Origin of the sequence: Streptomyces sp. NA04227, from assembly GCF_013364195.1 — a bacterium.
In the GTDB taxonomy this organism is placed as follows: Bacteria; Actinomycetota; Actinomycetes; order Streptomycetales; family Streptomycetaceae; genus Streptomyces.
The window spans coordinates 2904292-2931019 of record NZ_CP054918.1; the positions used below are offsets into that span (position 1 = coordinate 2904292).

Annotated in this window: 23 protein-coding genes and 2 pseudogenes; 12 read left to right on the top strand and 13 right to left on the bottom strand. The window is 70.9% G+C overall.

The window, feature by feature from the left end:
• Window positions 1–155 precede the first annotated feature (155 nt).
• The 6 genes from HUT18_RS12355 to HUT18_RS12380 form a co-directional block, all read right to left on the bottom strand.
• Window positions 156–2015, bottom strand: coding sequence for a resuscitation-promoting factor (locus HUT18_RS12355; protein WP_254878549.1), 1860 nt, complete (start codon window positions 2013–2015; stop codon window positions 156–158).
• A gap of 130 nt (window positions 2016–2145) precedes the next feature.
• A complete protein-coding gene (locus tag HUT18_RS12360; RefSeq protein ID WP_176100412.1) occupies window positions 2146–3057 on the bottom strand; it encodes a TatD family hydrolase in 912 nt (303 codons plus the stop codon).
• A 212-nt stretch (window positions 3058–3269) separates the two neighbouring features.
• Complete coding sequence (locus HUT18_RS12365; RefSeq protein ID WP_176100414.1) at window positions 3270–3815, bottom strand: hypothetical protein; 546 nt, start codon at window positions 3813–3815, stop codon at window positions 3270–3272.
• 366 nt (window positions 3816–4181) lie between these two features.
• Window positions 4182–5072 carry a 16S rRNA (cytidine(1402)-2'-O)-methyltransferase gene (gene rsmI / locus HUT18_RS12370; protein WP_176100416.1) on the bottom strand — a complete coding sequence of 297 codons (891 nt, stop codon included), beginning with the start codon at window positions 5070–5072 and terminating at the stop codon, window positions 4182–4184.
• A 224-nt stretch (window positions 5073–5296) separates the two neighbouring features.
• Entirely contained in the window at window positions 5297–5935 is a 639-nt protein-coding gene (locus HUT18_RS12375; RefSeq protein WP_176100418.1) for an NAD(P)-dependent oxidoreductase, read from the bottom strand.
• Between the two features lie 138 nt (window positions 5936–6073).
• Entirely contained in the window at window positions 6074–7018 is a 945-nt protein-coding gene (locus HUT18_RS12380) for an EamA family transporter (protein WP_176100420.1), read from the bottom strand.
• A gap of 242 nt (window positions 7019–7260) precedes the next feature.
• On the opposite strand from HUT18_RS12380, the gene HUT18_RS12385 reads away from it, so the two are divergent.
• From HUT18_RS12385 to HUT18_RS12395, 3 genes are all read left to right on the top strand, one after another.
• Window positions 7261–7758: a MarR family winged helix-turn-helix transcriptional regulator gene (locus HUT18_RS12385; protein ID WP_176100421.1), complete on the top strand. Its 498-nt coding sequence runs from the start codon at window positions 7261–7263 to the stop codon at window positions 7756–7758.
• A gap of 113 nt (window positions 7759–7871) precedes the next feature.
• Window positions 7872–9644 (top strand): dolichyl-phosphate-mannose--protein mannosyltransferase, encoded by a 1773-nt coding sequence (locus HUT18_RS12390; RefSeq protein WP_254878550.1) that lies wholly within the window; start codon window positions 7872–7874, stop codon window positions 9642–9644.
• 96 nt (window positions 9645–9740) lie between these two features.
• Entirely contained in the window at window positions 9741–10148 is a 408-nt protein-coding gene (locus HUT18_RS12395) for a DUF6193 family natural product biosynthesis protein (RefSeq protein WP_254878551.1), read from the top strand.
• Window positions 10149–10301: 153 nt separating this feature from the next.
• On the opposite strand, the gene HUT18_RS12400 is transcribed toward HUT18_RS12395, so the two are convergent.
• Window positions 10302–10742 carry a MarR family winged helix-turn-helix transcriptional regulator gene (locus tag HUT18_RS12400; protein WP_176100423.1) on the bottom strand — a complete coding sequence of 147 codons (441 nt, stop codon included), beginning with the start codon at window positions 10740–10742 and terminating at the stop codon, window positions 10302–10304.
• Window positions 10743–10832: 90 nt separating this feature from the next.
• Here HUT18_RS12400 and HUT18_RS12405 point away from each other — a divergent pair, with 90 nt between their 5' ends.
• Together HUT18_RS12405 and HUT18_RS12410 are read left to right on the top strand one after the other, a co-directional pair.
• Window positions 10833–11270, top strand: a complete 438-nt coding sequence (locus HUT18_RS12405) for a nuclear transport factor 2 family protein (protein WP_254878552.1) — start codon at window positions 10833–10835, stop codon at window positions 11268–11270.
• A gap of 132 nt (window positions 11271–11402) precedes the next feature.
• Entirely contained in the window at window positions 11403–12035 is a 633-nt protein-coding gene (locus HUT18_RS12410) for a response regulator (protein ID WP_176100427.1), read from the top strand.
• A gap of 130 nt (window positions 12036–12165) precedes the next feature.
• Here the strand turns inward: HUT18_RS12410 and HUT18_RS12415 are convergent, their stop codons facing one another.
• Both HUT18_RS12415 and HUT18_RS12420 read right to left on the bottom strand, forming a co-directional pair.
• Complete coding sequence (locus tag HUT18_RS12415) at window positions 12166–12696, bottom strand: DinB family protein (protein WP_176100429.1); 531 nt, start codon at window positions 12694–12696, stop codon at window positions 12166–12168.
• A 76-nt stretch (window positions 12697–12772) separates the two neighbouring features.
• The gene (locus HUT18_RS12420) at window positions 12773–13102 is read right to left on the bottom strand and encodes a helix-turn-helix domain-containing protein (protein ID WP_176100431.1); all 330 of its coding nucleotides are present in this window, start codon (window positions 13100–13102) and stop codon (window positions 12773–12775) included.
• A 332-nt stretch (window positions 13103–13434) separates the two neighbouring features.
• Between HUT18_RS12420 and HUT18_RS12425 the strand changes: the two genes are divergently transcribed.
• Window positions 13435–14316, top strand: a complete 882-nt coding sequence (locus tag HUT18_RS12425) for an NAD(P)-dependent oxidoreductase (protein ID WP_176100433.1) — start codon at window positions 13435–13437, stop codon at window positions 14314–14316.
• Between the two features lie 52 nt (window positions 14317–14368).
• A complete protein-coding gene (locus HUT18_RS12430) occupies window positions 14369–15394 on the top strand; it encodes an NAD(P)-dependent oxidoreductase (RefSeq protein ID WP_303246540.1) in 1026 nt (341 codons plus the stop codon).
• Window positions 15395–15452: 58 nt separating this feature from the next.
• Here HUT18_RS12430 and HUT18_RS12435 read toward each other — a convergent pair whose 3' ends face one another.
• Entirely contained in the window at window positions 15453–16268 is an 816-nt protein-coding gene (locus HUT18_RS12435) for a bifunctional 2-polyprenyl-6-hydroxyphenol methylase/3-demethylubiquinol 3-O-methyltransferase UbiG (RefSeq protein WP_176100435.1), read from the bottom strand.
• Window positions 16269–16312: 44 nt separating this feature from the next.
• Window positions 16313–16684, bottom strand: a pseudogene (locus HUT18_RS12440) (XRE family transcriptional regulator); the annotation flags it as partial.
• Window positions 16685–16723: 39 nt separating this feature from the next.
• Here HUT18_RS12440 and HUT18_RS12445 point away from each other — a divergent pair.
• From HUT18_RS12445 to HUT18_RS12455, 3 genes are all read left to right on the top strand, one after another.
• Window positions 16724–16987 carry an ATP-binding protein gene (locus HUT18_RS12445; RefSeq protein ID WP_176100437.1) on the top strand — a complete coding sequence of 88 codons (264 nt, stop codon included), beginning with the start codon at window positions 16724–16726 and terminating at the stop codon, window positions 16985–16987.
• Window positions 16988–17096: 109 nt separating this feature from the next.
• A complete protein-coding gene (locus HUT18_RS12450; protein WP_176100439.1) occupies window positions 17097–18605 on the top strand; it encodes a 3' terminal RNA ribose 2'-O-methyltransferase Hen1 in 1509 nt (502 codons plus the stop codon).
• Window positions 18602–21319, top strand: coding sequence for a polynucleotide kinase-phosphatase (locus HUT18_RS12455; protein WP_176100441.1), 2718 nt, complete (start codon window positions 18602–18604; stop codon window positions 21317–21319). The genes HUT18_RS12450 and HUT18_RS12455 overlap by 4 nt, the downstream gene beginning before the upstream one ends.
• Window positions 21320–21549: 230 nt before the next feature.
• On the opposite strand, the pseudogene HUT18_RS12460 reads toward HUT18_RS12455, so the two are convergent.
• A pseudogene (locus tag HUT18_RS12460) lies at window positions 21550–21741 on the bottom strand (hypothetical protein); the annotation flags it as partial.
• A gap of 185 nt (window positions 21742–21926) precedes the next feature.
• Between HUT18_RS12460 and HUT18_RS12465 the strand changes: the two are divergent.
• Both HUT18_RS12465 and HUT18_RS12470 read left to right on the top strand, forming a co-directional pair.
• Window positions 21927–22679: a DUF6879 family protein gene (locus HUT18_RS12465; protein WP_176100443.1), complete on the top strand. Its 753-nt coding sequence runs from the start codon at window positions 21927–21929 to the stop codon at window positions 22677–22679.
• A gap of 12 nt (window positions 22680–22691) precedes the next feature.
• A complete protein-coding gene (locus tag HUT18_RS12470; RefSeq protein ID WP_176100445.1) occupies window positions 22692–23543 on the top strand; it encodes a helix-turn-helix transcriptional regulator in 852 nt (283 codons plus the stop codon).
• On the opposite strand, the gene HUT18_RS33700 is transcribed toward HUT18_RS12470, so the two are convergent.
• Window positions 23509–26370: a SpoIIE family protein phosphatase gene (locus HUT18_RS33700; protein WP_254878553.1), complete on the bottom strand. Its 2862-nt coding sequence runs from the start codon at window positions 26368–26370 to the stop codon at window positions 23509–23511. The two genes, HUT18_RS12470 and HUT18_RS33700, sit on opposite strands and share 35 nt — an antisense overlap.
• Between the last annotated feature and the right edge of the window lie 358 nt (window positions 26371–26728).

Genomic DNA, 26728 nt, shown 5'->3' on the forward strand with positions numbered 1-26728 from the left:
GCCGATGCCAATGCCCATGCCCATGCCGATGCCGATGCCGCTGCCGCTGCCGCTGCCGCGACAAGCCCGGGTGCCGCCCCCTGCTGGGGACGACACCCGGGCGGGGACAGCCGCGGCCGGGCCGGAGGCGCCCGGGGACGGAGTCCGAGGGAGACCTACAACCGTGACCCGCACACGGGCCACGGCTGCGCGCCGCGCTGTGCGTAGAGCTGCTTGGCACGCGCCGTCTGCTCGGCCGGGGAGGCGTGCTGGGGCAGTCCCTTGCCGCCGAGGCTGCGCCAGGTCTGCACGTCGAACTGGTAGAGCCCGCCGTAGGTGCCGGAGGGGTCGACCGCCCCGGGCCGCCCGCCGGACTCGCACTGGGCGAGCGCCGCCCAGTTGAGACCGTCGGCCGAGCGCGGGATGTGCACCGGGCTGCCGGGATTGGGCCGCACCGGTTGCCGGCCGACCACCGCCGCGGGCCGCTTCTTCGTACCGAAGCGCACCAGTTTGTCCCGTGGTTCGCGCAGGACCTCGGCGTCGATACGGCGCGGTTTCTGCCGTACGCCGTCGACGGTCCGCACCACGTAGGTGACCCGCTCGCGCCCCTTGCGGCCCTCGCGGTCGACGATCTCGGTGCCCCGGAGCAGGCCGCCGTCCTTCTTCCGCCGCACGTCGAACGGCAGGTCCTGCTCGCGCGTCTCGGTGCCGGTGCGGATCCGGGTGACGGTGATCGTCTGGCCGTCGCGCGGGAAGGCGGACAGCGCGAGCGAGGTGGCGTCCTCGCCGCGCAGCCTGATCCCCGCCCGGTGCATGGCCTCGGCGACCGTCGCCGCGTTGGTGTGCACCGTGCGCCGTACACCGTCGGCCGCGATGGTCAGGACCCGTTCGGTCCGTACGTCCAGGGCGAGCCCGCGCCGGTCGATGCCGCGCGAGACCGGCGCCGAGAGATAGGCGCCGCGGGCACGCACCCCGATCTCGCGCAGGGCGCCCGCGACGGTGCGCTGGACGGTCCAGGAGGTCACCGCGCGGCCGTCGACGTTCAGCCGTACGGGCCGGCGGTAACGGACCGCGACGGTGTCGCCGTCGTGCAGTTCGGCGTCGGCGGCCGGGGCCACCACGTCGTCCGCGTCGACCTCGACGCCCTCCTTGTCGAGCAGTTCGCCCACGCTGTCGGCGGTGGTCCGCACGGTCCGCGGCTCGCCCTCGACGCTCAGCCGGACGGTCTTGTCCTGGGCCAGCGCCACACAGGTACCGGCCGCCAGCGCGGCGACCACCAGGGCGGGCGGCAGCAGCTTGCGCACCGTGACCCGCCGGGTGGGCAGGGCCCGCGCGGTGACCGGGCCCGGCGACGGCAGCCGCCGCGCGAGCACCGGCCCGTCCGCCCGCTCCGTCAGACACCCGGCCCGCCGCGCCCGCTCCTGCTCGGGGCAGACACCACCGCGGCGGCGTTTGCGTGGGCGGCCGTGGGGGGCGTGCGGGTCGTGCGGGGCAACCGGGCCGTGCGGGGTACCCGGACCGTGCGGGGTGCGCGTCTCGTGGGTCGCCGCCTCGTGGGTGCGGGGCGCGGCCTTGTGCGAGGCGGCCCTGCGGCGACCTCCGTGGCGGGGCGCGGCCTCGCGAGTCCCGCCCGTACGAGTCCCGCCCGTACGAGTCCCGCCCGTACGAGTCCCGTCCCCATGGGTCGTGGCCTCGTGGGTCGCGGCCGCACGGGGCACGGTCGCATGGGGCGCGGACGCACGGGGCACGGACGCCGGTCCGGCGAGCGCGGGCTCGGCGGGGGCGTGCGCTGCGGAGGCGCGGCCGACGGCGGCCCGGTCCGCGGCCTCGCGGCGTGCGGCGGCCTTGTGCTCGGCGGACGCCCGGCGCGCGGCCTTGCGGTTCGCGCCGGTGGTGCGCCGCGCGGCCTTGTTGCGAGCGGCCTTGCGGCGCACGCCTTCCCGGCTCACTGCCTCACGGCGTACGGCTTCGGGGCCGGACACCGGCTGCGTATCGTGCGGCTCCTTTGCGGCGCGGCACTTCGTGTTACTGCTCACCACGGGGTCTCCCTAACGGGGCGGACAGAACCGTGGCGAGCGTCGGACGCCCCGCGCGGTGAAACAAGCACCTTGTGTGATGAACTTTCGCGTGGCGCATCCGCCGTACGCGTGAAAAATCGACGATTCTTCAGTACCCGAAAGCGCGCGCCGTGTTCTCCGACAGCGCCGCGGCCAGCACGTTCTCGTCGATTCCGCGCACCTTGGCCATGGCCCTGACAGTCAGCGGAATCAGATACGGCGCATTGGGCCGTCCGCGGTACGGAGCGGGTGTCAGATAGGGCGCGTCGGTCTCGACAAGGACCTGTCCGAGCGGTGTCACGGCGAGCGCCGCGCGCAGCGCGTCGGCGTTCTTGAAGGTGACGGTGCCCGCGAAGGACAGGAAATAGCCCGCCTCGGCGCAGACGCGCGCCATCTCGGCGTCCCCCGAGTAGCAGTGGAAGACGGTCCGCTCCGGCGCACCCTCCTCGGCCAGAATCCGCAACACGTCCTCGTGCGCGTCGCGGTCGTGGATCACCAGCGCCTTGCCGTGCCGCTTGGCGATCTCGATGTGCGCGCGGAAGGAGCGCTGCTGCGCCTCCTTCCCCTCGGGCCCGGTACGGAAGTAGTCGAGCCCGGTCTCCCCCACACCCCTGACCTGGTCCAGCCCCGCCAGCCGGTCGATCTCGGCGAGCGCCTCGTCCAGAGCACCCTCACCCCCGGCCGTACGCGCCCCCTGCCGCGACCAGCCTCCCCCAGCCCTGGGGGGCTGGGAGGTGCCCCCAGGGTCCCCGTGCACGATCCGCGGCGCCTCGTTGGGGTGCAGCGCGACCGTGGCGTGGACGTTCTCGTGGGTGGCGGCCAGCTCGGCGGCCCAGCGCGAGCCCTTCAGGTCGCAGCCGACCTGGACGACGGTCGTGACGCCCACCGAGGCCGCCTTGGCGAGCCCCTCCTCGACGCTCCCGGCCTGCATGTCGAGATGCGTGTGCGAGTCGGCGACCGGCACCGCGAGGGGCTCGGGCAGCGGCGGCGGAGTGTTCTTCGCGTCGTCCTTGGCGGGCATGCCCGAATCCTACGAATCCCGCGCGGGGGGATGCGGGGCGGGGCGGGGCGGGCACGGGGCAAGGCGAGGCTGACACGGGAGAAGGCGGCGCGGGGCGGCATCGGGCGGAACTGCACCGCAGCGCTCGCGGTCGCGTTCCGCCCGGCGCCACCCCGCTTACTCCCGGGCTCCCGGACTCCGGCTCCCCGGTTCTCCCAACGGCTGTAGTTCCCCTACCGCTGCCGCCGCCCCCGGAACGGATGCAGAAGGTCGGACAGATGCCAGTGGTGGCCCTCGGCCGGGTCACTCTCGTCGACATGCGCACCGGGCTTGACCGGGTCCGCGGGTACCGACCGTGCGACGCCCTCCCCGGCGCCGCTCACCGAGCCGACCGAGCCCACCGGACCCGTCACGGCCGGCGGCCCGTAGTCGTGCGGCACCGCCCCGGACGCGGACTCCGCGCCCCGCTCGGGCGGCTGCGGCGCCAGGTACGACTGCACCGAGGAAACCCGCCCCGGCCGCATGATCCGTACGACGTGCCCACCGCAGTTCAGGCACGTGGGCCTGGTCAGCGGGGAGGGGACCCGGACGCCGTTCGCCAGGTAGGTGACGTAGGGCTCCCCCGCCGGGTCGACGTGGTGCTCGATTTCGTACGCCTGTTCCCAGCCGTGCCCGCAGCGCATACAGGCGAAGGAATACGCCTCGTGTGCGGTGCGCACCGTGCCGGGGGTGTTCCGGGCCGTTGTGCCGCGTGGGCCGGTGTCTGCGATCTCACTCATGTGCCAGCTCCTGTGGTCCGCTGGACAATCGCTCCCGGCTGCGGGGCCACCCCGGCCGGGGGCGTGGGGGGCGGGTGCGCCCCCGTCCCAGTGGACGCCCCGCACGGCGCGCCGCACAGCGGCCCGGCCGACTATTGGCCCCGATTTGGCCTTTTGCTGGTCAAGACACCAGTGGCGCGACTTTTCGCTTTGCCTTTCACGATAGACCTTTGCCTCCCCATGGGGCGCCCCGAGCGGAGCTCACCGCGCACACCCCGGCGCCCACGCCCCACACACGCCGCGCGCGCACAGCCCGCACCCTGCGCCCGCGCCACAGAGGAGGTCAGCTCTTCTCGGGCTTCTCGGGCTTCGGGCTTCCCGTGCTTCTCAGGCTTTGGGCTTCCCAGGTTTCTCGGCCTTCTCGGCGTTCTTCGCCGCCACCACCGCGTCGAAGACCTCTCGCTTGGGTACTCCGGCGGACACGGCGACCGCGGCGATGGCCTCCTTGCGCCGCTCGCCCGCCTCCTCGCGCACCCGCACCTGGCGCACCAGTTCCTCGGGCCCGATCTCCTCGGTGACCTCGGGCGCCCCGGCCACCACCACGGTGATCTCGCCGCGTACGCCCTCCGCCGCCCACGCGGCGAGCTCGGCCAGCGGCCCGCGCCTGACCTCCTCGTACGTCTTGGTCAGTTCCCGGCACACGGCGGCGCGGCGCTCGGCGCCGAAGGCCTCGGCCATGGCGGCGAGGGTGTCGGCGAGGCGGTGCGGAGCCTCGAAGTAGACGAGGGTGCGGCGCTCGGCGGCCACCTCGCGCAGCTTGCCCATGCGCTCGCCCGCCTTGCGCGGCAGGAACCCCTCGAAGCAGAACCGGTCGACCGGCAGCCCCGACAGGGCAAGCGCGGTCAGTACCGCCGAGGGCCCGGGCACGGCGGTGACCCGGATGTCCTGCTCGACGGCCGCGGCCACCAGCCGGTAGCCGGGGTCGGACACCGAGGGCATCCCGGCGTCGGTGACCAGCAGCACCCGCGCCCCGCCCGCGAGTGCCTCCACGAGTTCGGGCGTACGCGCCGCCTCGTTGCCCTCGAAGTAGGAGACGACCCGGCCGCCCGGCTGCACCCCGAGGGCCTGGGTCAGACGGCGCAGGCGGCGGGTGTCCTCGGCGGCCACGATGTCGGCGGCGGCCAGTTCGGCGGCCAGCCTCGGCGGCGCGTCGGCGATCTCGCCGATCGGCGTCCCCGCGAGGACGAGTGTGCCCGTGCCTGTCACTGCCGCTGTCATCGAGACCTTCTCACCCGCACACCCGCACCCGCCCGCCCCCACCGGACGGACCGCTTACCGGCCTCCACTCTAAGGAGCGGACGGGGGCGGTACGCACAGGGACGGGGCGGGGGCGGGGCGGGGGCGCGGGCGACCGCCCGTACGAGCCGAAGCCGAAGACGAGACCAGTACGAGTACAAGTACGCGTACCCGTACTGGTACGCCTACGGGATTCGGTACACGGCTCAGTACGCGACCGTGAACCTCCGCCCCCGATGCGCGGGCCGCTCCGCCTCGTCGAGGAGGGCGAGGGCGAAGTCCTCCATGGAGACGGCCGAGTTGCCCTCGGCGTCGGTGAGCAGCTCGTCGCCGCCGAGCCGGTACTTGCCGGTCCGCTCGCCCGGTTCGAGGAGGGCGGGCGGGCTCAGGTACGTCCAGTCGACGGCGGTCTCGGCCCGGCACAGCTCCAGTTGCTCGGCGCAGGCCTCGGCGATCGGCAGCAGCGCCGCCGGGAAGTTCGGGGACTCGATCAGGGTGACACCACCGCTGCCCGGCAGTTCGAGCGTGGCGGCACCTCCGACGAGGATCAGCCGCACCCCGCTTTCCCGTACCCCGTCGAGCAGTGCCCGGGTGGTACCGGCCAGCTCCTTCTCCGCGCCCTCCGGCGGCCGGGTCGCGGTGATCACCAGGTCCTGCCCCCGGCTCAGTTCGGCGACCGACTCCGCGCTGGACGCGTCGCCGACCCGGATCACGGCACCCTCCGGCAGCGCCCCGGCACGTGCCCGGTCACGGACGACCGCGGTCACCTCGTGCCCGCGCGCCAGCCCCTCCGCCACGGTGCGGCTGCCCACGTTCCCGGCCGCCCCGAACACGGTGATACGCATGCTTGTCTCCTAGCTGTGCGGTGGATCTCACGTACTGGGTGGTTCTCAGGTCGTACTGGCTGTGCTCAGGTCGTGCTGTGGCGGTGCGCTCTCAGGTCGTACCGCCGAGGCGCGGTCTCCCGCACTCACCTCACGTACTCATGTCCGGCCCGCGCGCTCACGACCATCTTCGCGAACTCCGTTGGAAGCGCGGCCAGTTACGGCCAGGGTCCCAGGCCTCCCGACCGTCGTGGACTCTCCACCCGGCGTGGACTTCCCGCCCGGCGCGGGCCGCTGGGCCACCGCGAGGGCGCCGAGCACCACCACCGCGCCGAGGAGCTGCCAGGCCGTGAGGCCCTGGCCGAGGACGAGCCAGCCGAGGACGGTGGCCACGAGCGGGCTGAGCAGACTGAGGAAGGTGATCCGGGTCGCGGGCAGCGCACCGAGACCGCGGAACCACAGGACGTAGGTGAGGGCGGTGCAGATCAGGCACAGGTAGGCGAACCCGGCCCAGTTCTCGCCGGTGAGGTGCGCCGGCGGCGGGCCCTCGACGGCCAGCATGACGGGCAGCAGGAGCACCCCGCCCGCCGTCAACTGCCAGCCGGTGACGGCCAGTAGCGGAGCGGGCGCGACCCAGCGCTTGCCGAGTACGAGGCCGACGGCCATCACGACGGCGCTGCCGAGCGCCGCGGCGACACCGATCGGATCGAGCCGGGCGTCCGCGCGCAGTACGAGCAGCGCGACCCCGGCCGCTCCCGCCAGACCGCAGAGCAGGGTCCACGCGCGCAACCGCTCACCGAGCAGTACGGCGGCGAGTACGGCGACGAGCAGCGGCTGCATGGAGGCGACGGTGGCCGCCACTCCGCCCGGCAGCCGGTACGCGGCGACGAACAGGAGCGCGAGAAACACCGCGATGTTCAGGGCTCCGAGCACGGCCGCGCGCCACCACCAGTCGCCCTTGGGCAGCCGCCGCGTCACCAGGAGGAGCAGCAGTCCGGCGGGCAGCGCGCGCATCGTGGCCGCGAGCAACGGGCGCCCGGGCGGCAGGAGTTCGGTCGTGACGAGATAGGTGGAGCCCCACAGGGCGGGGGCGAGGGCGGTCATCGCGAGCAGCCCCACGCCGCCCGCGGACGAACCGCCGGACCCGGACGGGGATCCGGACGGGGATCCGGACAGGGATCCGGACGGGGATCCGGACAGGGATCCGGACAGGGATCCGGACAGGGATCCGGACAGGGATCCGGACAGGGATCCGGACAGGGATCCGGACAGGGGAGGACGTCGATTGCTTAGCACTAAGCAAAAGTCTCTTAGAACTAAGCTATCTGTCAACTAGACTGCGATGCATGGCAGATCACGTCGACCACGTCCTGGACCAATGGGCCGCCCAGCGGCCCGACCTCGACGTCTCCACGATGGCGGTGCTCGGCCGCCTGAAACGGCTGGTACTCGTCACCGACGCGGAGATGCGCCGCACCTTCGCCGCGCACGACCTGGACCGGGGCTCCTTCGACGTCCTGGCCACCCTGCGCCGCAGCGACCCGCCGCACCGCCTCACCCCGGCCGAGCTGATGCGCGCCTCGATGGTGACCTCGGGCGCCATCACCCAGCGCCTGGACCGCCTGGAGAGCAGGGGCCTGGTCACCCGCACCCCCAGCGCCTCGGACGGCCGCGGCGTTGTGGTGGCCCTGACCGAGGAGGGCCGCGCCCTGGTCGACCGCGTCCTGCCCGACCACATCACCACCCAGCAGGGGCTGCTCGCCGCGCTCACCCCGGAGCGCCGCGAAGTGCTCGCCGACGCACTGAGGGACCTGCTCGAATCCCTCGGCGACCGCACCTCCTGAACCCCGCCCGACCCACCCGAACCCCGCGCCCCGCCGCCCCTCGGACGCCCCTTGGGACCCCCGGGAACGACAGCGCGCGGGACTCGTACAGCCGGGTTCCCTACGATGTCGCCGTGACCAGTACCGCGCCGACCCACCGCACCCGGCAGGGCAGCCCTGCCGCCACCCACGACCCGTCGTGGCTGCCGCGGCTGCGCGGAGCGGGAACGAACCGGCAGGAAACGGACGACGTACGCGACCGTCTCGTCCCGCCGTTCGCGGTGATGGGCCCCGGCGCCCTGCTCGCCCTCGGGCTGCCCAAGGCCGACGCGGCCCGCCTCTCGCGGATCTTCGCCTGGGCCGGACCGCTCCTGGTCACGCTGGCCGCCGGGCTGATGCGGTTCTGGAATCTCGGCAAGCCCAAGGCCGTCATATTCGACGAGACGTACTACGCCAAGGACTCCTGGGCGATCATCCACCGCGGCTACGAGGTGGACTGGCCGAAGAACATCAACGACGACGTACTCCGGCAGGGCAGCGACATCACACTGCCCACCGACCCCGCGTACGTGGTCCATCCGCCGGTCGGCAAGTACGTCATAGGGCTCGGCGAGTGGCTGTTCGGCTTCACCCCGTTCGGCTGGCGCTTCATGACCGCGGTGCTCGGCACCCTGTCCGTACTGATGGTCTGCCGTATCGGCCGACGCCTGTTCCGCTCCACCTTCCTCGGCTGCCTCGCGGGCGCGCTGCTCGCGGTGGACGGCCTGCACTTCGTGATGAGCCGCACCGCGCTGCTCGACCAGGTACTGATGTTCTTCGTCCTGGCCGCCTTCGGCTGCCTGGTCCTGGACCGCGACCGGGCACGGGCGGCGATCGCCGCGGCGCTACCGGTGGACGGAGGCGGGGGCGGCACGTCCGGGTCCGGGTCCGGAAGCGGCCGGGCACGCCCCGACCCCGACATCGCCGAGACCTTCCGCCACGGTCTGCGCCCCTGGCGCATCGCCGCCGGAGTCTGCCTCGGCCTGGCCTTCGGCACCAAGTGGAACGGCCTGTACATCCTGGCCGCCTTCGGTGTGATGGCGGTCCTGTGGGACGTCGGCACCCGCCGCGCGGCAGGCGCGGGCCGCCCCTACCTCGCGGTGCTCAAGTACGACCTCGGCTGGGCCTTCCTGTCCACGGTGCCGGTCGCCCTCGCCACCTACGTCACCTCCTGGCTCGGCTGGATCCTCTCCCCCGACGACGGCACCGGCGGCTACTTCCGCGACTGGGCGGCCACCGACGGCAAGGGCGGCAACTTCACCTGGCTCCCGGACTGGCTGCGCAGCCTGTGGCACTACGAGCACGAGGTCTACAAGTTCCACCTGGACCTCGACTCACCGCACACCTACGAGTCCAACCCGTGGAGCTGGCTGGTCGCGGGCCGCCCGGTCTCCTTCTTCTACGAGTCACCGGCCCCCGGCACCCACGGCTGCCCCGCGGACACCAAGACCAAGTGCGCCCAGGAAGTCCTCGCCCTCGGCACCCCGCTGCTCTGGTGGACCGCCTGCTTCGCCCTGCTCTACGTCCTCTACCGCTGGGCCTTCCGCCGCGACTGGCGCGCGGGCGCCATCGGCTGCGCCATCGTCGCGGGCCACCTGCCCTGGTTCTTCTACCAGGACCGCACGATCTTCTACTTCTACTCGGTGGTCTTCGTCCCGTTCCTCTGCCTGGCGGTGGCCATGATGATCGGCGCGCTACTCGGCCCGCCGGGCGCAAGCGAACGTCGCCGCATCGCGGGCGCGGTGGGCTCGGGCGCCCTGGTCCTGCTGATCATCTGGAACTTCATCTACTTCTGGCCGATCTACACCGGGCAGCCGATTCCGATTGGGAGTTGGCGGGGGCGGATGTGGCTGGACACGTGGGTGTAGGTGCCGCTGTCACGGATTCCACTTCACAGGAGGCGGCGGTCGCACCCGATGACGACGCCGTGGAAGTGCCTTGCGCAGGCAGCCCATAATCACGGCATGCCCACGACTGTCGAAGCAGCCTGGTTCGAGCTCCTCACCACGGCGGGCGGACATTCGCGATCAGTGGAATCGCCGCTGCTGAAACCGTTTACCGAGCTGGTGCGGGTGGCGTATGCCGAGCCGCTGCTGCGTCAGCTCTACCCGTGGAGCGGCATGTGGGAGCTGCACTTCAGCAGGTGCACAGAGCACCGCCCCACCTGGGACATCCCCTACATCGGCACCCTCGGAAGCGGCCGGTACCGCGTCGATGGGCCTAACCGGAACAGTCCGCGGATCGCCGAGACAGACAGCGCACAGGCTGCCGTGGCGCTGGTCCTCGAACGCCTGCCGCCAGACTGCGGTCCGGCGTTCATCGGCAATGCGGAGGAACTGGCCGCCTACGAGAAGGCACACAACGGCCGGTAGACCGGGTCCCGACGGCTTGTTCGGCACGGGAGTTGGGGCCGTAAGCGGAATTACGGACGGGCCCCAGCGGGGCAAGCGCACGACGAAGCGCTGAAGGCGTGGAACGGCCTGAGCCCCCGGCCGCTCAGGCCCGCGCCGCCCTGCGAACAGCAGTCAGACCGCCTCATGCCCGGCAAGCACCCTCCCCAGCAACCGCGTCAGCGTCCGCCGCTCCTCCGCCGACAGCGGCCCGAGCAGATCGTCCTGCACCTGATCGAGCAACGCGTCCATACGTCGCAGCTGCCCGGCCCCGGCCTTCGTGAGGCTCACTTTGTTGCGCCGCCCGTGGTCCGGGTCCGGTGTGCGGTCGACATAGCCCTGTTCGACGAGTTGGTTGACGGCCGCCACGACGTCGCTGCGGTCGACGCGGCACCGGCGGCCGAGTTCCGCCTGGCTCGCGGGGCCGAACTCGTGCAGCGCGGCCAGGATCCGGTAGTGGTACCCGCGCGCACCGGCGGCGGCGAAGCCTTCGGACACCAACCGGCGGGCGTGCACGGCCAGTTGGGTGATGAGCCAGCTCGGCTTCACCACCAGGCGCTCGGGGATCTCGTCCATGACGACCACTCTAACTGTGTTGGCGGGACCAACATTGCCTCTGTAGTGTCGGTCCCGCCAATGTTGGTGACACCATCAAAGGGAGCTCTCGTGTCCAGTGACACCCGAATCGCCGATCGTCTCGACATCACCGACCTGTTCGCCCGCCTGGCCAACCTGCTCGACGAGCGCCGCCACGACGACGCGGGCACCGTCTACCACCAGGACATCGTGGTGCGCGGCCCGCGCGGCGAACTGCGCGGCCTCGACGAGGTGACCGCGTTCCTGAAGAGCAGTTGGGTCGAGGGCCAGCTCACGCAACACCTGCACACCGGCGTACTGGTGGAGCTCGACGGAGACCGCGCCAAGGTCAGCTCGAACGAGCTCGTGTTCTTCTTCCGCGAGGGCGAAGCCCCCCACCGGACCGGCGGCCTGCGCACGGCCGGAACCGCCGTACGAACCCCGGAAGGCTGGCGATTCAGCGAAATGGACATCCGGCTCGCCTGGACACAGGAGCAGAAGCAGGAGCAGGAGCTGGAGCAGGCGTAGAAACGGGAACTGGAGCAAGCAGCCGGAACAGGAGCCGGTGGGCCAGTGCGTACGAGAGTCCGCGTCGCCGGGCTCGCGTGCCCTTCCGGTGAAGGTCGTTCGCGACCGCGCCGGTTCACCGATGATGTCGGCATGACCGAGGCCATATGGATCAAACTCATAGGCACGGCCCCTGGCGTACTTTGGGTCGCTTTCGCCGCCGTCGTGTACTTCACGTTACGCACGACGCTGATCCAGCGCATGGTGCCTCGATTAACTGCCGTACGCGCTTTGGGAATTGAGCTCGAACTGGCCAGCGAGCTACTCGACCGCGCACAGGACGCGAGCGAGTCAACCGTCACCGCGACAGCCAGACGCACCGCACTGGGCCGGCTGGAGCACGCTGCCGACGCCCTCCAGGGCGGGAAGGTGCTGTGGGTGGACGACCACCCCGAGGGAAACGCCTCCTTGGTCGAGCTCTTCCGCTCCGTGGGCATGGAAATCGACCTGGCCCTGTCGACCGAGGAAGCCACTCCGCTGTTCCGGCGCAGGCCGTACGACATCATCATCAGCGACATCGACCGAGACGGTGACCAGCGAGCAGGCATCAAGATGCTGCGAAAACTGGAGCAGTACAGCGTCTACGCACCGGTGTTGATCTACGCGGGCAGGTTCGATCCCGAAAGAGGCATCGACCAAAGGATCTTCGCAGGCACCACCGTTCCGGTCGACCTGGTCCACTACGTCATCGACCTCATGGAAAGGGCGCGCATGGGGTCACTGTGACCTCGTCAGGGGCACATCACCCAGATGACCGCCTGGCGAGGAGAGCCGGGGCGGAGTAACGCCGTTCGCTCAACAACCCTTATTCATGCGTGACTTGGGGCACTCGCCGGGTACCGAACCAGTGACGTTCTCACGCCCCCGTGACGCCGTCCAAGGCCTCCCGGAGCAGGTCCGCATGGCCGTTGTGCCGTGCGTACTCCTCGATCATGTGGACCAGGATCCAGCGCAGCGACACGCCCTGATCCCCGAGATACGCCGCTTCCGGGCGCCCGTCGAGGTCACCCGGGTCCTCCAGCGACGAACCGGCGGTCACCTCCCGCCCCCGCTCGACTTCACCGCGCCAGACAGCCAGTGCCTCGTCCATGCCCCGTACCGGGCTCAGCGCGAAGCCGCCCTCCGCCTGCTCCCCGTACACCGGCGGTACGTCCTGACCGGCGAACACCCGCTGGAACCAGTTGCGTTCCACTTCGGCCAGGTGCTGGACCAGGCCAAGCAGCGTCATGGACGACGACGGTACGGCGGCGAGGCGTACCTGAACGTCGTCCAGCCCCTCGCACTTGAGCGCGAGCGTCGCGCGATGGAAGTCCAACCAGCTTTCCAGCGTGGTGCGTTCATCGGCACGCGGCGGAGGAATGGGGCGTCCGTCAGGTGTCTCTGCCATGCCCGCAGCCTGTCACGTCGCAGTGTCAGGCCGGGGCCGGAAGGGCGCGGGGGCTGCCGGTCGGCAGGGGGGCCGGTCAGGGAAGGGCCTGGATACGCTCCATGTGCTCCTCGCCCCACTCGCCGAGGGGTCCGAGTGCCGCGTTGAGGGAGTGGCCGAACTCTGTCAGCGAGTACTCCACCTTGGGCGGGACCTGGTGGTAGACCTCGCGGTGCACCAGGCCACTCGCTTCCATCTCCCTGAGCTGAAGGATCAGCATCCGCTCGCTGATGCCGGGCACCGCCCTCCTCAACTCCCCGAAGCGCAACGGCCCTTCACCGATCGAGAACAGAATCAGACCCTTCCACTTACCGCCCATGACGGCGATCGCGGCATCGAGTCCGCAGACATAGGTCCGGTTGGCCATCCGCACTCCCGCTGACAAAAATGTGGGTACCTAACAGAATTGTAGGTACTTGATGGAATGTGCGTGCGGCTCCAGGATGGAACAGGCAGCACGCCGGGCGCACTTGTTCGCGCATCCGTCCATTCATGCATCCGCGTAGCCGGGGTATTCGTGTGTTCGCGCACTCGCGCACTCGCCTACTCGCCGACTCGCGTATGCGTCTTCTCGCGTCCTCACCTCTTCGCGTCCTCACCTCTTCGCTGCATCACGTCATCGCGTTCTCACCTGTTCGCGATTCGCCGGAGGCGGGGGCCGCTGCTGCCCAACAACCCGACTGCCGACTGGAGTTACACATGACCGGAAACACCCCCACCCCCGTAACCGTCATCGGACTGGGCTCGATGGGCCGGGCGCTGGCCGAAGCGTTCGTCGACGCCGGGCACCCGACGACGGTGTGGAACCGCACCCCGGCCAAGGCCGCGCCGCTGGTCGCAAAGGGCGCCGTCCACGCCGGGTCGGTGAGGGCCGCGGTCGAGGCGAGCCCCCTGGTGGTCACGTGCCTGACCACCTTCGACGACACGCTCTCCGCCCTGGAACCGGCCGCGGCGGCGCTGTCCGGGCGCGCGCTTGTCACCTTGAACAGCGGTTCGCCCGCCGGTGCCCGCGCCATGGCCGCCTGGGCAACCGGCCGCGACGCCCGGTTCCTGGCCGGAGCGGTGAAGAACGTGCCCGCGGCGGTGGGAGCGCCGGACACGCTGCTCTACTACGGCGGCGACAGGACGGTTTTCGACGAGTACGAGACCACGTTGAAGGTACTGGGCGGCGACACCGTCCACCTGGGGGCCGAGCCCGATCTCGCGGCCCTGTACGAGATGGCGGTGGGCGGCATGCTGCTCCCCGCGCTCGTCGGCTTCTTCCAGGGTGCCGCGATCGTGCGGGCCCGTGGGCTGGAGGCAGCCAGCACAGTGCGGTTCGCCGAGAAGTGGCTGGACATGATCAAGTCCCTGCTGCCCATCTACGCAAGGGAAATCGACAGCGGCGACTACACCGATGCCGCGTCCTCCGTGAACCTCTTCCTCGCGGGCGCGGCCCACGACGAAGAGCTGGCAGCGGAGACGAACGTCGACGCATCGTGGCTCGCCCCGCTGAACGACCTGGTGAAGCGGGCGGCGGAGGCAGGCCACGCCGACCACAGCATCTCGGCCCTGACCGAAGTCCTCAGGAAGCCGGAGTGAGCGGCGCGCGAGTGAGCGGAGAGCGCGTTGCGGCTTTGACGCGCGGGGCGCCATGAGCGAGCAGGAAGTACGGAAAGTGCAGGACGTACAACAAGCGCGGGAAGTGCAGAACATGCGGGAAGTGCAGGGCGTACGGGAAGTGCAGGGCGTACGGGAAGTGCAGGGCGTACGGGAAGCGCCGGGAGTACGAGCAGTCTCGATCATCGGTCTCGGCCCCATGGGACGCGCGATGGCGAGCGCGTTCCTCGACAAGGGCTACCGCGTCACCGTCTGGAACCGGACCGCGGGCAAGGCGGACGAACTGGTGGCCGCGGGAGCCGACCGGGCCGCCACCCTCCACGACGCACTCACCGCCTGCGAACTGGTCGTGCTCAGCCTGACGGACCATCACGCGATGTATGCCGTACTGGAGTCGGCCACCGAGGCGCTGTCCGGCCGGGTCCTCGTCAATCTCGGCTCGGACACACCCGAGAACGCCCGCAGCGCCGCGCGGTGGGCGTCAGGACACGGCGCCCGGTACCTGACCGGCGGCGTACAGGCCTCACCGCCGGACATCGGGCGGCCCGGATTCTCCACCTTCTACAGCGGCTCGAAGGAGGCGTTCGACGCACACCGGGAGGCCCTGGAGGTACTCACCGGCACGGACTTCCGCGGCGAGGATCCCGGACTGGCGGCGGTGTACTACCAGGTGGGAATGGACCTGTTCTGGACGACGGTGCTCGGCTGGCTGCATGCGCTCGCACTGGCCGACGCCCACGGTGTCCCGGCCGAGGAGATCCTCCCGTCCGCGTCATCCGTACTCGCCGGAATGCCGGACTTCCTGGCCCACTACACGCCGAGGATCGACGCACGTGAATACCCGGGCGACATCGAGAAACTCACCATGGGTGTGGCGAGCGTCGACCATGTCCTGCAGACCGCCAGGGACGCGGGAGTCGACACCTCGCTGCCCAGGGCGGTCCTGGAGATCTTCCGGCACGGCGCGGCAGCCGGTTATGCGGACAGCAGCGCGACCAGCGTGATCGAGGTCCTGAGGAGCCGGAACCCGGCGCGCTACACCTCCGGTTCCCAGGCCTGAAGCAAACCGAAGACATCTCGGTCACCGTCCAGCTTCAAGGAGTCCACCGGAGTGCCGATCAGACTGCCGCCCCAGGCGCCCGCCCCACCGCGAGCAGGTGCGAACTCGCCGCAAGCAGCTCGGGATACGGCTCGGCCATCCGCGCGGCCGCCGTCGCGGAGGCGATCAGATCCTCGGTCGGCCCCTCGCCGGGCTGCTGCTCGGCGGCCTTGACGAGCGACCAGGCCGGGCCTTCGATACCAAAGACCTCCACCTCGGCGAGCCCCGCCTCGCGGAGTTCGTCGGCGAGTTCCTCGGCACGATGGAAGTACGCCAGAGTGAAGCCTGGGCCATCGTGGACAGCCGTACTCAGGATCTTGGAGATCGAGGCCTGCATACGTTCGGTGTGCAGATGCGCATACGTGACGTGCTCGAAGAGCGAGGCGTACCGGTTGATCGCCGCCGCGGCGATCAACCCGCCCGGCTTCACCACGCGCCGGGCCTCCGCGAGGGCCCGGCGCCTGTCGTCGGCTTCCGGCAGGTGATACAGCGGGCCGAGCAACTGCACTACGTCGTATGTGTCGTTGGCCGCTTCCAGAGCGCGGGCGTCCCCAAGGGAAGCCGGGCAGATGGCGGACGCCTGCTCCACATGCCGGGCGATCGGATCCACCAGGGCAACGTCGTAGCCGTCCTCGACCAGCCACTCGGCATGCACGCCGGTACCGCCACCGACGTCCAGTACCCGCGCGGGCGCCGGAGGCAGAAAGCGCCGCAGGAGTTCCTTGGTCCGCTCAAGTTCGAGACGGCCGTCGGCGGCGTGGCGGAGACGGGTGCCCTCGTTGACTGTTTCGCTGTAGAAGCGCATGACGGAAGGGGCCAATTCGACATTTGCCATGTCGGAAGTATCCCGGGTGACGGTGGTCGGGTCCACGCCCACACTCAGCCACCCTGTCCGATGCGCCTCCCCCGGGACCACAGTTCCTCACTGTGCTCGGCGAATCGGGAGAACATCCCGCCCTGCCCATAACGACGAAGGTGCAGCAGCGGCGAGTCGTGTCCCACCAACCGGGCGAGATGTGGCGTGACCAATGCATGGTCGTCGAAGCGCAAGACCGACAGGGACACATGGTTGACCGCGTCCTCGGCAGCCGAGAAGCGCACTTCAAGACTGTCCACGGCGCCCAGCCTCTCCAGGTTCTCCAGCATCACCCCGATCCGCGTGGAAACCGTGAGCTTGACGTCCTCGATCTGCTCGCGCTGCCGCGTCACTTCCCCGTCGGGATCGCCGAGCAGGAAGCGGACACGGCAGCCCTCTTTGCCGAAGTCGGCGTACTGCTCCTCTCGGAGCTGATGACCAACTCCGTACGGCATGCCCGCACTTCACCCGGGCGCGAGATCAGCACCGAGTTCAGCCTGACTCCCGCGCGTTTACGGGTAGCCGTCTCGGACGCGTGCGATGTCATTCCCGAGGCACGCCGCGCAGAAGAGGACGACGAAGGAGGGCGGGGGCTGGCTCTGGTGGCGCTGCTTTCCTCGCGCTGGGAAGTCGCTCCGCGAAGGATCAACGCCCATTGCACGATCGGAAAGACGGTCTGGTTTGAATTGGACCGGTGACCGGTGACCGGTGACAAGTGACTGGTCACTGGTGACCGGGACCCGCTCACGGCCGCCCTTCCCCGAAAAGCCTTAGTCCTACGCGATTCCCCCGGCAATACTCGTACGCGTGTTCCTCACCATAGAAACCACCGGCACCCCGGACGCCCCCGCGACCGACCTGGGATTTCTGCTGCACAAGCATCCCGGGCGGGCGCAGGCGTTCTCCACCTCCTACGGCACCGCGCACGTCTTCTACCCAGAGGCGGCGGCGGAGCAATGCCGCGCGGCGTTGTTGCTCGATGTGGATCCTGCGGCGCTGGTGCGGCACGGGCGGGGGAAGGGGCGCGGCGGGGCGCCGGACGCGGCGATGGCGCAGTACGTCAACGACCGGCCGTACGCGGCCTCTTCGCTGCTTGCCGTCGCCATCGGCGCGGTGTTCTCCAGCGCGCTGAAGGGACAGTGCGTGGCGCGGCCCGAACTGCCGGAGCGGGAACTGCCGTTGGTGGTCACCGTGCCCGCGGTGTCCGCGCGCGGCGGTGTGGAGCTGGTGCACGCGCTCTTCGCGCCGCTCGGCTGGACCGTCGCCGCCGAACCGGTACCGCTCGACGAGCAGTTCCCCGAGTGGGGCGACTCGCGTTACGTACGCCTGGAGTTGCACGGCCGGATGCCGCTCGCGCACGCGCTGCGGCACCTGTATGTGCTGCTGCCGGTGCTCGACGACAGCAAGCACTACTGGGTCAGCGCCGATGAGGTCGACAAGCTGCTGCGCGCGGGCGAGGGCTGGCTCCCCGGACACCCCGAGCAGGCTCTGATCACCAGCCGCTATCTGGCCCGTCGCCGGTCCCTCACCCGGGCCGCCGACGAGCGCCTTGAGCTGCTGCGACTGGCCGAGGCCGACGACCGTACGGCCGAGAGCGTCGACAACGCCGTGAGCGCGGACGAGAACACCGACGACAGCGACAGCACCGACGGCGCCCGCGACGCCCACCCGAGCCCCCAGCCCCTCGCCGTCCAGCGCCGCACCGCCCTGCTCACCGCCCTCCGCCAGGCGCAGGCCCGCCGGGTGCTCGATCTCGGTTGCGGGCAGGGGCAGTTGGTACGGGAGCTGCTGGCCGACCCGGTGTTCACGGAGATCGTCGGAGTAGATGTCTCGATGCGGGCGCTGACCTTCGCGGCCCGCCGGATCGGCCTGGAGCGGCTCGGTGAACGCCAGGCCGCACGCGTGCGCCTCGTCCAGGGCTCGCTCGCCTACACCGACGCCCGGCTCAAGGGCTACGACGCCGCGGTCCTCAGCGAGGTCATCGAGCACCTCGACGAGGAGCGGCTGCCCGCCCTGGAGTACGCGGTCTTCGGCGCCGCCCGGCCCGGCACCGTCCTGGTGACCACGCCCAACGTCGAGTACAACGTGCGCTGGGAGACGCTGCCGGCGGGCGAGGTCCGCCACCACGACCACCGTTTCGAGTGGAACCGTGGCCAGTTCGCCGACTGGGCAGGGCAGGTCGCGGAGCGCTACGGCTACGGGTTCCGGCTCGTCCCCGTGGGGCCGGACGACCCCGAGGTGGGGCCGCCGACACAGATGGCCGTCTTCACCCGGCGGGAAGAGGACGAGAAGAGGAAGGGAGAGGCAGCGGCATGAGCAACCCGAACAACGAGAACCGGCCCACCACCGAGGCCCCCGAGCCGAGCGAGGCCCTTGAGCCCGGCGAGACCACCAAGTCCGCCGAAGCCACCCAGCCCGGCGAAGCCACCGGATCCGGCGAAGCCACCGAACCCACCGAGCCCGGCCGCGTCCTCCCCATCACCGACCTCTCCCTCATCGTCCTCGTCGGCGCCTCCGGCTCCGGTAAGTCGACCTTCGCGCGGCGGCACTTCAAGTCGACCGAAGTGCTGTCCTCGGACTTCTGCCGCGGTCTTGTCGCCGACGACGAGAACGACCAGAGCGCCAGCAAGGACGCCTTCGACGTGCTGCACCACATCGCGGGCAAGCGGCTGGCGGCCGGGCGGCTGACCGTGGTGGACGCGACCAATGTGCAGCAGGAGGGGCGGCGTCAACTCATCGCGTTGGCACGGGAGTACGACGTACTGCCGATCGCGGTCGTGCTCGATGTGCCGGAGGAGGTGTGTGCCGCGCGCAACGCACGGCGCACCGACCGGGCGGACATGCCGCGCCGGGTGATCCAGCGGCACACCCGTGAACTGCGGCGCTCGCTACGGCACTTGGAGCGGGAGGGCTTCCGCAGGGTGCATGTGCTGCGCGGCGAGGAGGAGGTCTCGGCGGCGCGGATCGTCCGCGAGCGGCGTTACAACGACCTCTCTCACCTCACCGGCCCCTTCGACCTGATCGGCGATGTGCACGGCTGCGCCGCCGAGTTGGAGACCCTGCTCGCCGAGCTCGGCTACGTCGACGGGCACCACCCCGAGGGCCGTACCGCCGTCTTCCTCGGTGACCTGGTGGACCGCGGTCCGGACAGCCCGGGTGTCCTGCGCCGGGTGATGGGCATGGTCGCCGCGGGCGACGCGCTCTGCGTGCCCGGCAACCACGAGAACAAGCTCGGCCGTCACCTGGCGGGCCGCAAGGTGCGGGTCTCGCACGGACTCGCCGAGACACTGGCCCAGTTGGAGGGCGAGAGCGAGGAATTCCGCGCGCGGGTAAGGGAGTTCATCGACTCGCTGGTCAGTCACTACGTGCTCGACGGCGGGCGTCTGGTGGTCTGCCACGCGGGCCTGCCGGAGAAGTACCACGGCCGCACCTCGGGCCGGGTCCGCTCGCACGCGCTGTACGGCGACACCACCGGCGAGACCGACGAGTTCGGGCTGCCGGTGCGCTATCCGTGGGCGGAGGAGTACCGGGGCCGCGCCACCGTGGTCTACGGGCACACTCCGGTGCCCCGGGCGAGCTGGCTCAACAACACCATCTGCCTGGACACCGGTGCCGTGTTCGGCGGACGGCTGACCGCGCTGCGCTGGCCGGAACGCGAACTGGTCGACGTACCGGCCGAGAAGGTCTGGTACGAGCCGGCCAAGCCGCTCGGCGCCGCCGCACCGGGCGGCCAGGACGGGCGGCCGCTCGACCTCGGCGACGTCACCGGCAGGCGGGTCGTGGAGACCCGGCACCTGGGCCGGGTGGCGGTGCGGGAGGAGAACGCGGCGGCGGCGCTCGAAGTCATGAGCCGGTTCGCGATCGATCCGCGGCTGCTGCCGTATCTGCCGCCGACCATGGCGCCCACCGCGGCCTCCCGCGAGGAAGGCTTTCTGGAGCATCCGGCGGAGGCCTTCGCGCAGTTCGCGGCGGACGGCGTGGGGCGGGTGGTGTGCGAGGAGAAGCACATGGGCTCGCGCGCCGTGGTCCTGGTGTGCCGTGACGCGGCGGCGGCCCGTGAGCGTTTCGGTGTGCCCGGCAGCGGTGAGGACGGCCCCACCGGCGCCGTCTGCACCCGTACCGGCCGGTCGTTCTTCACGGACCGGGCGATGACCGAACGGGTACTTGAGCGGCTGCGCGCGGCGGTGACGGCGGCCGGACTGTGGGAGGAGCTGGACACCGACTGGCTGCTCCTCGACGCCGAGTTGCTGCCGTGGTCGCTGAAGGCGTCGGGGCTGCTGCGGTCCCAGTACGCCTCCGTCGGCGCGGCCGCGGCGGCGGCCTTCCCCGGGGTGCTCGACGCCCTGGAGAGCGCGAAGGCGCGCGGCGCGGACGTCGGCGCGCTGCTGGACCGGCAGCGCGAACGGGCCGCGGACGCCGCCGCGTTCACCGAGGCCTACCGCAGGTACTGCTGGCCCACCGACGGCCTCGTGGGCGTACGGCTGGCGCCCTTCCAGATCCTGGCGGTACGGGGCAAGAGCCTCGCGCTGCTCCCGCACGACGAGCAACTCGCCCTGATCGACCGGCTGGTGGCGCAGGACGCGGCGCTGACGGAGGGTACGGGTGAGGGAGCCGGACCCCTGCTGCAAACCACCCGGCGGCTCCTCGTCGACACCGCCGACGCCGAGTCGGTACGCGCGGGCACCGACTGGTGGCTGGAACTGACGGCGGCCGGCGGCGAGGGCATGGTCGTCAAGCCGTCCACGCCCGGGGTACGGGACGGCTCGAAGCGCCTGGTCCAGCCCGGCGTGAAGGTACGCGGGCGCGAGTACCTGCGGATCATCTACGGTCCCGAGTACACCCGCCCCGAGCACCTCCAGCGACTGCGCGGCCGCTCCCTCGGCCACAAGCGCTCCCTGGCCCTGCGCGAGTACGCCCTCGGCCTGGAGGCCCTGGACCGCCTGGCCGAGGGCGAGCCGCTGTGGCGGGTGCACGAGGCCGTGTTCGCGGTACTGGCTCTGGAGTCGGAGCCGGTGGATCCGCGGTTGTGAGAGTGATGCAGGGGGAGCCCAACTGTGCGCGTCATGACGATAGTTGGGCGCCCCTCGCCATCACTCACGGTGAATGTCCTCGCAGTGGGATTGCTGGGCGAGGGCACATTCGGCGGACATGGCCGACGTGTCCGGGGAGCTCACGAAAGGCCTCCGGCGCTGCCCGCCGAGTTCGGGGCACGGGCAGGCTCTCGCCGGGCCTGCTGCCGCTCCTCGCCCTCACCTGTCGCCCCTCGCCGGATCACTTCGGCCAGGCAGGCCGCTACGTCGGAGCGCACCCGCCCCAGGTCGACGAGCCGCAGCGTGGGGGAGGCCGGGTCGACACCCAGTGAGGGCAGGACGATCCCGGCATCGGACAGCGCCGCTCTCAGGGTTTCCGCCGCCGTATGCGGGTCGGCCTCGCCGTGTTCGTTCGTAGCCATGAACCAGACGCTAGGAGCGACGAGTTGGCTGACGACATCGTATTTTCTCGAATTTTCTCGACACGCAAGGAAGGTTGCCGCTGTTTTCTCCCAAGCCGTGCGCGACCCCGTGGAGCCGAGCCGGGCTCCTGGCCATCCTGTTGAACCAACACCCGCGGGAAGCAGGACAGGAAGGGAGAGCGTCCATGGTTCGTCAATTGCGCTTCATCGGCACGGACAGCAAGATCGATGGTTGCCCCGCGTTGCACACGGACGAAGGCACCGGTGACATCATCGTGCAGGGCACACCCGTCACCGACCCCGAGGACCTCGCACAGCTCCAGCACTTGGGGGCCGACGAGGCAGCCGTGGCTGTGCCGCGCGAACTGCTCGTGAACTGGGGACCGAAGGAGAGGGAGCGGGTGCCGGAACTCGTCGACCGAGCCACCTTTCGCCGTCTCTTCGAGACCTTCAAGCACACGGCTTGGAGGCTGGAGACCCGGCGCGGTTACGCATCGGACCGACAGGACCCAGACTTTCAAGCGTTCCTGGCCACCGGCTCCTCGCCCTGCGACCCGGGCGAACCCTGGTTCCTCACCATCAAGACCCAGACCGACGCGGGCAAGCGTGTGGGCCGCGTCCGCGTAGCCGACAGGCCGCCCACCACGGAACAGCTGTTCCTGCTCGACTACGCCCGGCACAACGCCGCGTTCGGCGAGGACATCCGGTACGTGTGGCGCGAGGGCGCCGACGAGGTCGGTCTGCCCGCCGAGGACTTCTGGATCTTCGACTCACGGTTGGTCGCCCTGCTGCACTTCGACAACGAGGACAACCTGATCGGCATCGAGCTGATCACCGAACCGGCTGAGGTGGTGCGGTACGCCATGGTGCGTGACGCGGCGATGCACCACGCGATCCCACTCGACCGGTTCGCCGAGCAGGTGGCCACGGACGAGTAGCGTGCGTGAGCTGTGAGCACCGACTACCAGCAGGCACGGGCGGCGTTGGGGGCGCGGCTGCGCGAACTCCGTTTCCTGTGCCCTGGTGGTCGGCTGACCGGTCGACAGCTCGCCGAGCGGCTGGGCTGGCCGGGCTCCAAGGTCAGCAAGCTGGAGAACGGCAAACAGACGGCCACCCCCGAGGACCTGAGGGCGTGGGCCCAGGCGACCGAGCAACCTGGGGCGTACCCCGAACTCGCCGCCCGGCTGGCGGGGTTCGAGTCGCACATCAGGTCATGGCGCAGGGCTCTGGCGAACGGCTTCAAGCCTCTTCACGAGGGGCTGAGCGCCGAGATCGACCGCACCTCGGAGATATGGGTCTGGGAAGAGTCGGTGATCGCCGGGCTGGTGCAGACCCCGGACTACGCGCGCCACGTCATCCGACGCTACGCGGAACTGCTCGGCGGAGCCGACGACATCGAGGACGCGGTGCGCTCGCGGGTGCAGCGGCAGGAGTGGCTGTACCGCTCCGGCCGCACCCTGCACGTGCTCATGTGGGAGGCCGCGTTGCGCTCGCTGATCTGCCCACCCTCGCTGCTGGCCGCCCAACTCGACCGCCTTGCCGGGATGGTCGGAATGGACACGGTCGAGCTGGGCGTCATCCCGTTCACGGCGTCCGTCAAGATCGTGCCCGCCAACGGTTTCTGGGTCCTCGATGACCGCTTGGTCGTCGCCGAGGACTGGCACGCCGAACTGTGGCTGGACGACGCCGACAACGTCGCCCTGTACAAGAAGGTCTGGCAGACCCTCAGCGAATCGGCTGTGTACGGGGCCGACGCCCAGAACGTCATCAACGCGGCCCGCCGCTCGCTGAACCTCCGTTAGGCGGTGGGACGTTGGAGGGTGAAGGCGTTGCAGGCGTTGCCTCCCCGTCTGCCTCCTCGCTCCCCTCACCCCCCTCCCCCGTAGCCAACTGCTCCGACCAGATCACCTTCCCCTCCGGCGTGTACCGCGTCCCCCACCGATGGGCGAGCTGTGCCACCAGGAACAGCCCGCGGCCGCCCTCGTCGGTGGTGCTCGCCCAGCGCAGGTGCGGGGAGGTGCTGCTGCCGTCGGAGACCTCGCAGACCAGGCTGCGTTCGTAGAGCAGGCGGACGCGGACGGGCGGGGCGCCGTAGCGGATGGCGTTGGTGAGGAGTTCGCTGATGACGAGTTCGGTGGTGAAGACGATCTCGTCCAGGCCCCACTGCCTCAACTGCCGTACGCAGTCCGCCCGTACGGACGCCACGGCGGCGAAGTCCATGGCCACCTCCCAGTTGGCCACGCGTACCGGGTCGAGCAGTCCGGTACGGGCGACCAGGAGGGCCACGTCGTCGGTGAGTGGCGCGGGGGGCTCACCGGCGCGGGAAGGGGCCAGCATCTGCTCCATGACCGCGCGGCACAGGTCCTCCGGGTCGCGCGGGGCGGTGCCGGACAGTGCGGAGCGCAGCCGTTCCATGCCCTCGTCGAGGTCGTGGGTGCGGCTCTCGACCAACCCGTCGGTGAACAGCACCAGTTGGGAGCCCGCCCAGAGCGTCAGCCGCGTCGTCTCGAAGGGGTGCCCGCCCACGCCGAGCGGCGGCGAGACCGCCACCTCGGGGTAGCTGGCGGTGCCGTCGGGGGCGACCAGGGCGGGTCCCAGGTGTCCGGCCCTGGCCATCGTGCAGATGCCGGTCACCGGTTCGTAGATCGCGTACAGGCAGGTCGAGCCGGTGATCTGGGTGCCGCTCGTATCGCTGTCCAGGCGGGCGACCAACTCGTCGAGGCGGCCGAGGACTTCGTCGGGCGGCAGGTCCAGGGCGGAGAAGTTGTGCACGGCGGTGCGCAGCTGCCCCATCGCCACGGCGGCGTGGATGCCGTGGCCGACCACGTCCCCGACGACAAGGGCGGTACGGAAGCCGGGCAGTGTGATCACGTCGAACCAGTCGCCGCCCACGCCCGCCCTCGCGGGCAGATAGCGGAACGCGACGTCGACCGCGCTCTGTCTCGGCAGGCTGCTCGGCAGCAGGCTCCGCTGGAGGGCCATCGCCATGCCGTGCTCGCGGCTGTAGCGGCGGGCGTTGTCCACGGACACGGCGGCCCGTCCCGCCAGTTCCTCGGCCAGCGTCAGCTCGTCCTCCGCGAACGGCACCGACCCCGCCCGGCGCCAGAAGGTCACCTGCCCGAGAACGACCCCGCGTACCGCCATGGGCACGGTGATGAGGGAGCCGGTCGCGGGCCCATGGGCGGTGGAGACCGACGCGGAGCCGGATCCTGAGGACGGCTCGGAGGCGGAAGTCTCGGGTGCGGGAGCGACGGACGTTCCGGAAGTGGCCTCGCCCGCCTCCGCCCGCTCACCCGCCTCCGCCCGCGCGCCCGCCTCCCCCCACTCCCCCTCCTCCGTCACCAGCAACGCCCGCCCGCTGTCCAGACTCCGGGCCTGAGGCGCCCCCGGCTCCGGTGTGAACCCCTCGCCGGGCGCGCGGAAACCCTCGGAGGCGACCGCGCCGCGCAGGGCCGTGCGGATCAGGCTGCGCCGGGAGCCGGAGCCCTCCGGCTCCTCGCCGCGCAGGACCTCGTCGAGCAGGTCGACGGCGACGACATCGGCGAACCGGGGCACCGCCACCGCCGCCAGCTCCTCGCAGGTACGGCCCACGTCCAGGGTGCGGCCGATGCCGACCCCTGCCTCGTACAAGAGCTGCTGGCGCCGGCCCGCGACCTCGACGCGGCCGGTGAGTTCGAACAGTTCGGTGGAGTCCCGCAGGGTCACGACGCCGCCGGGGAAACCACCGTAGGGGGCGGTGGGGCGCTTGTTGACGACGAGCAGGCGGCCGCTCTCCCGGTGCACGCGGTCGGTGACCGTCTCCTCGGTGGTGAACAGCGCCTCGGTGTCCGCGTCGAGGCCGAGCTCGGCGACGGGACGGTGCTCGGCGTCGGCGGGCAGGCCGAGCAGCCGCCGCGCCTCGTCGTTGGCGAGGACGAGCCGCCCGTCGCCGCCGATGATCAGGACCCCTTCGCGTACCGCGTGCAGGACGGCGTCGTGGTGTTCGTACATCCGTGTCATGTCGGTGGGGCCGAGCCCCCGGGTCTGGCGCAGCAGCCTGCGCGAGACCAGCGCGGTACCGGCCGCCGCCAGGGCCACCGCACCGGCCGCGCTGCCGAGCAGCACGGGCAGGTTGGAGTACGCCACCTCGTCGACCCGCCCGACGCCGATGTTGGCGGCGACCACGCCCTTCGGCGACCGGTCGGGGGCGAAGATGGGCACGGCCGTGGTGATGGAGTGGTACCCGCTCCGTTCCTCCAGGGTGAAGGTGACCGTCCTGCCCTGTCGCAGCTCCGGTACCACCCGGTCCCTGACCTCGTCCGGCAGCTCGTAGGGGCGGCCGATGAACGAGGGGTACGGGGAGGTGAGCTGGACGTAGTCCAGGTTGAAGACGACCAGCGAATCCAGGTCGTTCTCCTTGCTGATGCGCCGCGTGAGCGGCTGGAGCCGCGCCGTCGGGTCCTCGCTCTCCAGGGCCTCGACCATGCCCGGCGAGTACGCGAAGGACTGCGCCGCCGCCCTGGTGATCTTGCGCGCCGCCTCCTCGGTACGGGAGTGCGCCTCCAGCGTCACCGCCGTCACGGCGGCCACCACGAGCAGCAGCACGATCAGCAACTCGACGAGGAAGACCTGCCCGGCGACGCTGCGCACGTTCAGCAGCGAGCGCACCCCGCCGCGCGGGCGCGGGGCCCCCGGGGCTCGGGGCGTGGCGGACCTGCGCCGTCGTCTGGGCAGCACAAGCCCATGCAAACATCCGCCCGGGCCGACGGCGAGCGCTGTCCGCCCCGAACGCCCGTACGGCACCGCCTCCGCACGCGCCCCGGCCGCCTCCCGTACCGGACCGCTGGTGACCCTGACCGCTTTCGCACCCGGCATGTGCCACGGGTACCGGCGCGGCCGTAGAGTGACCCGGCCACGTACTACCTTCCGGGCCCCCCACCGGCCTGAGTCGGCCTCCGGGAAGGTACGCCCGGCGGGCAGGGAACACGGGACGGGCGGATGTGGGCGG